Source organism: Nocardia sp. JW2 (assembly GCF_051843015.1).
GTDB lineage: Bacteria > Actinomycetota > Actinomycetes > Mycobacteriales > Mycobacteriaceae > Nocardia > Nocardia coubleae.
The window spans coordinates 467,928-476,414 of sequence record NZ_JBPXLK010000003.1 but is presented as its reverse complement, the minus strand read 5'-3'; the positions used below and the strand labels follow the sequence as shown (position 1 = coordinate 476,414).

The following is an 8,487-nucleotide window of genomic DNA, read 5'->3' as shown; positions in this document are numbered from 1 at the left end:
TTCTCGGCGATCTCGCGGTGATAGGAGGGCAGGTTGTCCTCGGTGAGCAGGTTGGTGATCATCGCCGCCTTGGCGACCTCGTTCAACGCGGATTGCTCCGGCGCCCAATCGATTCCGCCCATCGATGCGAAATTGCGGCCCTGCTCCCACGGCACGTAGTCGTGCGGATGCCAGTCCTTGGCCATCGATAGATGACGATCGACATTGCGCGCCGCAACATCTTCCAATTCGATCAGCAGTTCCAGCTGGGTGAGGTTCCTGGCCACGCTCGTGCCCTTTCGCTGCAGGGAAAAGCAAGAGTCGGTAATGTTGCCGGTCGTCGCCGAGAATAGACCCGGCGCAAGGCACCTGGCGAAACGCGGTGCCATTCTCTACGCTTCACCAGTTCAGCTCCATCAGCGGTTCCCGTTCAGTCGTGGCATAGCTAGAGAGAGTGAGCGAAGAATTATGACGGACATCGTGGTCACGAGCCTTGCGGCGACCACGTCGATCGCGGGCGACGTCGACTCGACCTGGAAAGGTCTGCTCAACGGCGAGAGCGGGATCGACGTCCTGGAGGACTCCTTCATCGACGACTTCGACCTTCCGGTGCGGATCGGTGGTCACCTGAAGGTGTCGCCGGCGGCCTCGCTCACCCGCGAGGAGGCGCGCCGGTTGTCCTACGTCGAGCAGATGGCCGTGGTGCTCGGCCGTGAGGTCTGGCGCAACGCGGGCAGCCCCGAGGTCGACCTGGATCGGCTCGGTGTCTCCATCGGCACCGGGCTCGGCGGCGCCGAATCCCTGCTCTACGCGCGGGACAAGCTGTCCAACGGCGGCTACCGGAAGGTGTCGCCGCAGACCGTCGCGGCCATGATGCCCAACGGCGCCGCCGCGTGTGTCGGCGTCGAATTGGGTGCGCGCGCAGGCGTTTCCACGCCCGTTTCGGCGTGTTCGTCGGGTTCGGAGGCCATCGCCAACGCGTGGCGCATGATCGTGATGGGCGATGCCGACATGGTGGTGACCGGCGGGGTGGAAGGCTGCATCCAGGCCGTGCCGATCGCTGCCTTCACCCAGATGCGTGCCATGAGCACCCGCAACGACGACCCCAAGGGCGCCTCGCGCCCGTTCGACGCCGACCGCGACGGATTCGTCTTCGGCGAGGCCGGGGCGATGATGGTGATCGAGACCGAGGCCCATGCCAAGGCGCGCGGGGCGACGATCCACGCGCGCCTGCTCGGTGCGGGCGTCACCTCCGACGGCTTCCACCTGGTCGCGCCCGACCCCGACGGCACCGGCGCGGCCCGGGCGATGACGCGGGCCATGCAGACCGGCGGCATCAGCCGCACCGACGTCACCCACATCAACGCCCACGCCACCGCCACCCCCATCGGCGACACCGCCGAGGCCAACGCGATCGGCAAGGCCATCGGGTCGCATGCTTCGGTGTACGCGCCGAAGTCGGCGCTCGGGCATTCGATCGGCGCGGTGGGTGCGCTGGAATCGGTGATCACCGTGCTCAGCGTGCGCGACAGCATCGTCCCGCCCACGCTGAACCTGGAGAACCAGGACCCCGCGATCGACCTCGACGTGGTCTCGGGTCAGGCGCGACCGGGCCGCATCGACTACGCGGTGAACAACTCGTTCGGCTTCGGCGGGCACAACGTGGCCCTGGCCTTCGGGCGGTTCTGATGATCGGCGAGACACTCGACGACTACCTCGACGAGCACGGCGCCATCCGCATTCCCGGTAACCAGACGCTCATCGATTTCGTCGACAAGCACAGCGAAGCCAACGGCGACGAACTGGCCTACCGGTTCATCGACTACTCGCGCGAACGCGACGGCGAGTACCAGGAGCTCACCTGGCGTGAGTTCGGGGTGCGGTTGCGGGCGGTGGCGGCGCGCTTGCAGCAGGTCACCGAGCCGGGCGACCGGGTAGCGGTCCTGGCGCCGCAGGGGCTCGACTACGTGGTGGCGCTGTTCGCGGCGGTGTACGCGGGCAATGTGGCGGTGCCGCTGTTCGATCCGGAGGAGCAGGGGCACAGCGACCGGTTGCACGCGGTGCTCGGCGACTGCGAGCCGGCCGCGGTGCTCACCGTCACCGGTTCGGCGGCGGGGGTACGCAACTTTTTCCGTGAACAGCCGAACACGCGCAGGCCGAGAATCATCGCGGTGGAGGCGATTCCCGACGCGGTGGGATCGCGCTGGCGCAGGCCCGACATCTCGATCGACAGTGTGGCCTACCTGCAGTACACCTCCGGCTCCACCCGGGTGCCCGCCGGTGTGGAGATCACCCACCGCTCGGTCGGCACCAACCTGCTCCAGATGATCGACGCCATCGGCATCACCGAGAACGCGCGCGGTGTCACCTGGCTGCCGCTGTTCCACGACATGGGTCTGCTCACGGTGATCCTGCCGACCATCGGTGGCAAGTTCATCACCATCATGTCGCCGAGCGCGTTCGTCCGCAGGCCCTCGCGCTGGATCAAGGAACTCGCCGCGCAGGCCGACGGGGCCGAGATCTACTCGGCCGCACCGAACTTCGCGTTCGAGCACGCGGCGGTGCGCGGGTTGCCCAAGGGCGAGGAGACACTCGACCTGTCGAACGTGATCGGGCTCATCAACGGCAGCGAACCGGTGTCGGTGGCCTCGATGCGCAAGTTCAACGAGGCTTTCGCGCCGTTCGGGTTGTCCAAGACCGCGATCAAACCCTGCTACGGGATGGCCGAGGCGACGCTGTTCGTGTCGGCGACCCGCCGCGAGGACGAGGCGCGGGTGGTCTATGTGGACCGGGGCAAACTCAATGCCGGGCGCATGGTCGAGGTCGACGAGCACGCGGCGCAGGCGGTGGCGCAGGTGTCGTGCGGGTATGTCGCCAGGTCGCAGTGGGCCGTGATCGTCGATCCGGAGACGGGTATCGAGCGGCGCGACGGCGAGGTCGGCGAGATCTGGTTGCACGGCGACAATATGGGCATCGGGTACTGGGGGCGGCCGGAGGAGACCGCGCAGACCTTCCACAACCGGGTGACCCGCAATCCGATCGGCAGCCGCGCCGAGGGCGCGCCGGAGGACGCGACCTGGATGCGCACCGGCGATTTCGGTGCCTACTACGACGGGGAACTGTTCATCACCGGCCGGGTGAAGGACCTCGTCATCGTCGACGGACGTAATCACTACCCGCAGGACCTCGAATACTCGGCGCAGGAAGCGAGCAACGCGCTGCGGCCGGGCTTCATCGCGGCGTTCTCGGTTCCGGCGGGAGAACTGCCCGCGCCGGTGCGGGTGGCCGACGCCGACGACATCGCCGAACAGCTCGTCGTGGTGGCCGAAAGAGGTTCGGGGGCGGCGAAACTCGATCCGCAGCCGATCATCGACACGGTGCGTGCGGCGATCTCGCGCAGGCACGGCGTGACGGTGCGTGATGTGCTGCTGGTGCCTGCTGGTTCGATTCCGCGGACTTCGAGCGGCAAGATCGCCCGGCGCGCGTGCCGGGCGGCGTACCTCGACGGGACGCTGCGTGGGGGCTACCGGCAGCGGGACTATCCGGACGCTCCGGTCGACTGACGTCATCGAAAACGGCTCGGCCGCCGGGGAACCGGTGGCCGAGCCGTTTGTCGTCGGCCGTGGAGCGGCTCAGTTCACGCAGGGGATCGTGTCGCCGATATTGGTGGTGAGTGGTTTGCCGGCGTCCGGCAGGGGCTGTCCGGCGACGCTGCTTGTCGTGGTGACGGGGCGGGTGGTGGTGGTCGGGCTCAGCTCGGCCGGGGGAGTGAAGTCGGCGCCGAGGATGACGCGCACGTGGCCGTCCTCCACCCAGGGCGACGCGGAAACCGGTAGCCCACCGAGGATTTCGGCGACAGCGCGCGCGTCATGGATGGCGCCGGGGCCGTAGGTGACCGCCGAATAGGGCTCGTCGTTGCCGTCACCACTGCCGACCTCGCCCTCGCCGTAGCCGCGCGCGGTCAGCATCTTCGACACCTGGGCGGCCTGCCCGGTCGTCGAGCCGACATTGTGCACGTCCACCACGGCATCCGGATTCGCCGCCGCCACAGTGGTTGTCGGGGCCTGCTGACCGAAAGCCGCGCGCACCTCGCGTTTGATGGCGGCCGGGTCGACGATATTGACGTCCTGACCGTCGATCACGTCGTAGCGCAACACCGGCAGGGTGCGGAACTCGACCGGGATGCTTCCCGCCGCACCGAGATCGCGGACGAATTCGAACAGGTCCCAGCCCTGCGACAGCACGATGTCGCGGTGGGCCGCATCCATCAGGGCGGACAGCTTGCTCAGATCGGTGAGCGTGCCGGAGTCCTTGAGCGACTTGGCGACCGAGGTGAGGAAGGCCTGCTGACGGTGGGTGCGGTCGAGGTCGCCGTTGGGCAGACCGTGGCGCTGGCGCACGAACGCGAGGGCCTGGGACGCGTCGAGATGCTGACGGCCCGCGGGGAACACCGCGCCGGAGAACTCGCTGTCGTCGACGGCGTTGGTCAGGCACACATCGACGCCGCCCACCGCGTCGGCCAGGTCGTAGAACCCGGCGAGCGAGATCTCGGCGAACCGGTCGATCGGCACGCCGACCAGGTTGCGCACCGTGGTGACGATGGATTCGCGGCCCGCCTCCCGGCTGCGGCGCTCGAGTTCCACAGGGTCGTCGACGCCCTGCTCCATCAGTTTCGCCTGCACCACAGCCTTTTTCAGGCCGTACGCCTCTTTGATCTTGATGCGCGAGTAGCCGGGGATGCCGGTGACCGCCACATAGTTGTCGCGGGGGATGGAGAAGGCGACGATCTTGCTCATATCGGCCGGGATATGCAGCAGGATCAGTGAATTGGCGTTGTAACCGCCTTCGCTGCCGTCACCGGCGTGCAGCTGATCGAGGATGGCTTTCGGCAGGTCCTTGCCGTCGAGGTCTTTGCGGGTGTCCAGGCCGATCAGCAAGATGTTGACCGCGCCGTCGAGCGAGCGCGGCGCGTCGTCGCCCAGCGCGTCGGAGTGCAGGAAACCGGCATCGAAACCGTTCTTCGCCGACCAGGCGAGGCCGGTACCCGCCAGCACCGCGAGCGCGACGGCGGCGACGAACATCCTGGTGACGATCGAGCCGATGCGGCGCAACCGGGCATGACCGGTCGACCGGGGGACGGGCGGCGCGCCGATACGCCTGGGCGGCTGCCGGCGCGGCCAGGGCGCCGGTGGTTCATCGATCCGGTTCACCTCAGGGCACTACCCGCCAGCCACTGGTCCCAGGGCACGCTCCAGTCACCGTTCTGCCACACTTCGAGCGGTGCGCCGCCGGTATTGCGGATCTCCACCACATCGCCGGGCTGGGAGAACTCGTAGAACCAGCGCGCGTTCTCCCCGCTGAGGTTGAGGCAGCCGTGCGAGACATTGGTGTTGCCCTGCGCCCAGATGGTGTCGTCGAGTTGATGCAGGTAGATGCCGTCGGTGCTGATCCTGGTCGCCCAGCCGATGGTCTCCTTGTAGCCGAGGCGCGAGTTCACGGGCAGGCCGTAGGTGGAGGAGTCCATCACCACCGGATTGGCCTTGTCCATCACCGTGTAGATACCGGGCTGGGTCCAGAAGGAGATGGTCTTGCCCGCGACCTCCTCGCTGCCGCCGCGACCCATCGAGGTGGGCATGGTGCGCACGAGGGTGCCGTTCTCGTAGACCTGGACCTGTTTGGTCGTGTCGTCGACGATCGAGACGTGGGACGCGCCGATGGTGAAGCTGGTCTCGGTGTCCTCCTGGCCGTAGAGGCCGCCGCCGAGGTCCTTGCCGTAGATGTCGGCGGCGAGCGTCACGCGGGTACCCGGCTCGTAGTAGTTCTGTGGGCGCCAGTGGGCGTTGCGGTCGTCGAGCCAGTACCAGGAGCCGGTGACGGGCGGGTCGGTGGTGACCGACAGGTGCCGTTCGGCGGTGGCGCGATCCGGCACGTTCTCGTCGAAATGGGCGACGACAACCGTGCCGACGCCGAAGGTCCCCTGTGGTGAGAGGGCCGTGCCGCCCGTGGTGCGGAAATACACCTTGGTCTGGTTGTTGGGGGCCAGCGTGGTGAACGTCGAGGTGGTCGGCTCGGTGCCGCGGTCGGTCGCGGCGGTGATCGTGTAGGTGCGGCCGTAGCCGAGGGGTTCGGTCGGCTTCCAGGCGGTGCGGTCGGGGGTGAAGACGCCCTCGACCTCGTTGCCCTGCTCATTGGTCATCGTGACCGAGGTGAGCGTGCCTTCGCTGGTGCTGACCCGGACCGGAGCCAGCGGGTCGATCTCGGTGGCGCCCGACTCGGGCGACACCGAGACCACGGCCTCGGGTGGGGCGTCGGTCGAGGACCCGGAGTCGGTGGTCGAGCCGCCGCAGGCCGCGACCAGCAGCAGCACGAGCACGGCGGCCAGCGCGGCCGAACAACGTTGTCGGATCATCTGCCCCTCCCTCGGTCCGGTTCCGCTCAGCTCTGCAGGCCGACCTCGATGTCGAGGGACAGGTTGATCTTGTCGCCGATCACCGCGCCGCCGTCGGCCATCGGCATGTCGATGGTGAGGCCGAAATCGCGGCGGTTCACGGTGGCGGTCGCGGTGAAACCGGCGACCGGCGCGTCGGCCATGCCGGGGCCGGTGCCGAGGAACTCCACGTCGAGGGTGACCGGGTGGGTGATGCCACGCACGGTGAAATCGCCGGTGACACTGAATTCGCTGCTCAGCGCCTTGAATCCGGTGGCCTTGAAGGTGGCGGTCGGATAGTTGGCGGCGTCGAAGAAGTCGGCGGTGGCCAGGTGGGCGTCACGCTGGGGGTTGTCGGTGGTGAGCGAGGCGACCTGGATCTCGGCTTCGGTGTCGGCGGTGCCGTCGTCGTGGACGACGAGGGTGCCGGAGAAGTCGGTGAACCGGCCGCGCACCTTGCTCACCATGAGGTGACGAACCGAGAATTGGAGGCTGGAGTGGGCGGGGTCGATGACCCAGGTTCCCGCGGCCAGTCCCTTGGCAGGTGCCGACATGATCTCTCCTCACTTGACGATCCGGCCGAGGGACGGCCGACGGGGTGTGAAGCGATAACGAACCCAGCCTAGCCCGGCGGAGAGTATCGGTCAGCTATCGCTGCTCGTCCGTTCGCCGAGGAACCGAAGCAGCGCGGGGTCGGCGGAGGTGAACCGGTCGACCTCCTGGCCGCCGGTGCATTCGAACAAACCGATGGTGACGCTGTCGGCGCGGCGGGTGAGCACCCGCCAGATCGCGCCCGAATCAGCCCAGCGACGCAGGGTTTCGACCGGGTCGGTGCTCATACCCGTTCACGATAGTTGGCCGCGACCAGCGCGAGGCAGGCCGCGGCGATCACCGCGGTCACCAGATACATGGCGGGATAACCGAAGCCGAAGCTGCCGTGCAGCGCCGACAGGATCGCGGGCACACCGAAACCGAGGTAACTCACCGAATAGAACACCGCGTTCAGCCCGGCCAGGTCACCGGGGCCCGCGATCCGCTCGATCTGCTGCAGTCCCGCGACCAGGCCGATGCCGTAACCGCTGCCGAGAACGACGGCGGTGAGCAGCGTCGCGCCGATGGTGAGGGTCGACGCGGTCCACGCCGCGAGCAGCATGCCGGCCGTGAGCAGCACGAGCGCGAGCACCGCGGCGCGGGCGGTGCCGGGCCTGTCGATGCGGCGCGCGACCGACTGGATGGTGAAACCGCAGCCGAGCGTGACCATGGTGACCAGGGCGGAGAACGCGATCGGGGCCTCGGCGACCTGCCCGAGCATGAGCGTCGGCAACACGGCGTAGGCGGTGGCGTTGGCGGTGAACAACCACAGGGCCACGGGCACCGCGACCCGCAGGAAGCGGCGGTGACCTGCGGCGGGGATCTTCAGATCGTCGAGCAGCCGGGCCGGATGTGTCTGTCGGCGCACGGTTTCCGGCGCTCGCACCAGCCAGGCCGTGGCCAGGACACACAGCGCCACATTGACCAGATACGCGGTGGAATCGGGCAGCGGACCCCACTGCGCGAGCACGCCCGCCACACCCGCGCCGAGGGCGAAACCGGCGGTCAGGCTCATCGCCGAGCGCCGGGCGCCGACGCCCGGCCCGGACAACTCCTTGAGCCAGCTGCCGCCGACGGCCATCGCCAGCCCGAGCGCGACACCGCACAGCATCCGCCCGGCCGCGAGCATCGGCACCGACGACGCCCCCGCCGCCAGCAACAGCGAACCGGCCGCGGCGATCAGCGGGGCGGGCAGCATGAGCGGGCGCCTGCCGAATCGGTCCGACAGCGGACCACCGATGAGCAGGGCGGGCACGATGCCGAGCACGTAGTAGAAGAGCAGCAGATCGACGGCCGTGGCGGCCAGCCCGTGCCCCTTGTACATCACCAGCAACGGGGTGAACTCGTTGCCACCCCAGGCGATCGCCACCACGGCGGCCGAGACCGCCTGCCAGGCGCGGGTCGCCGGGACAGCACGGGGCCGCTCGCTGGTGAGAATCGCCATCACAGGCCCTTTCCGTCGTGCGCGCACCGGGGAAACGCGCACGGGC

Annotated in this window: 8 protein-coding genes; 2 read left to right on the top strand and 6 right to left on the bottom strand. The window is 68.4% G+C overall.

Annotated elements, in window-relative coordinates; translation table 11 throughout:
• The coding region (locus ACSVDM_RS07600) for an acyl-ACP desaturase (protein WP_439263746.1) at positions 1–266 on the bottom strand (266 nt) is incomplete at its 3' end.
• Positions 267–447: 181 nt separating this feature from the next.
• Here ACSVDM_RS07600 and ACSVDM_RS07595 point away from each other — a divergent pair.
• Complete coding sequence (locus ACSVDM_RS07595; RefSeq protein WP_439263745.1) at positions 448–1,668, top strand: KasA/KasB family beta-ketoacyl-ACP synthase; 1,221 nt, start codon at positions 448–450, stop codon at positions 1,666–1,668.
• A complete protein-coding gene (gene fadD32, locus ACSVDM_RS07590) occupies positions 1,668–3,542 on the top strand; it encodes a long-chain-fatty-acid--AMP ligase FadD32 (RefSeq protein WP_439263744.1) in 1,875 nt (624 codons plus the stop codon). The genes ACSVDM_RS07595 and fadD32 overlap by 1 nt, the downstream gene beginning before the upstream one ends.
• A 69-nt stretch (positions 3,543–3,611) precedes the next feature.
• On the opposite strand, the gene ACSVDM_RS07585 is transcribed toward fadD32, so the two are convergent.
• From ACSVDM_RS07585 to ACSVDM_RS07565, 5 genes are all read right to left on the bottom strand, one after another.
• Entirely contained in the window at positions 3,612–5,060 is a 1,449-nt protein-coding gene (locus ACSVDM_RS07585) for an LCP family protein (protein ID WP_439263765.1), read from the bottom strand.
• Between the two features lie 125 nt (positions 5,061–5,185).
• Positions 5,186–6,388, bottom strand: a complete 1,203-nt coding sequence (locus tag ACSVDM_RS07580) for a L,D-transpeptidase (RefSeq protein ID WP_439263743.1) — start codon at positions 6,386–6,388, stop codon at positions 5,186–5,188.
• A gap of 26 nt (positions 6,389–6,414) precedes the next feature.
• The gene (locus tag ACSVDM_RS07575; RefSeq protein WP_439263742.1) at positions 6,415–6,960 is read right to left on the bottom strand and encodes a YceI family protein; all 546 of its coding nucleotides are present in this window, start codon (positions 6,958–6,960) and stop codon (positions 6,415–6,417) included.
• Positions 6,961–7,050: 90 nt separating this feature from the next.
• The gene (locus ACSVDM_RS07570; RefSeq protein ID WP_067496910.1) at positions 7,051–7,245 is read right to left on the bottom strand and encodes a hypothetical protein; all 195 of its coding nucleotides are present in this window, start codon (positions 7,243–7,245) and stop codon (positions 7,051–7,053) included.
• Complete coding sequence (locus ACSVDM_RS07565) at positions 7,242–8,441, bottom strand: MFS transporter (protein WP_439263741.1); 1,200 nt, start codon at positions 8,439–8,441, stop codon at positions 7,242–7,244. Before ACSVDM_RS07565 ends, ACSVDM_RS07570 begins: the two co-directional genes overlap by 4 nt.
• Positions 8,442–8,487: the final 46 nt, after the last annotated feature.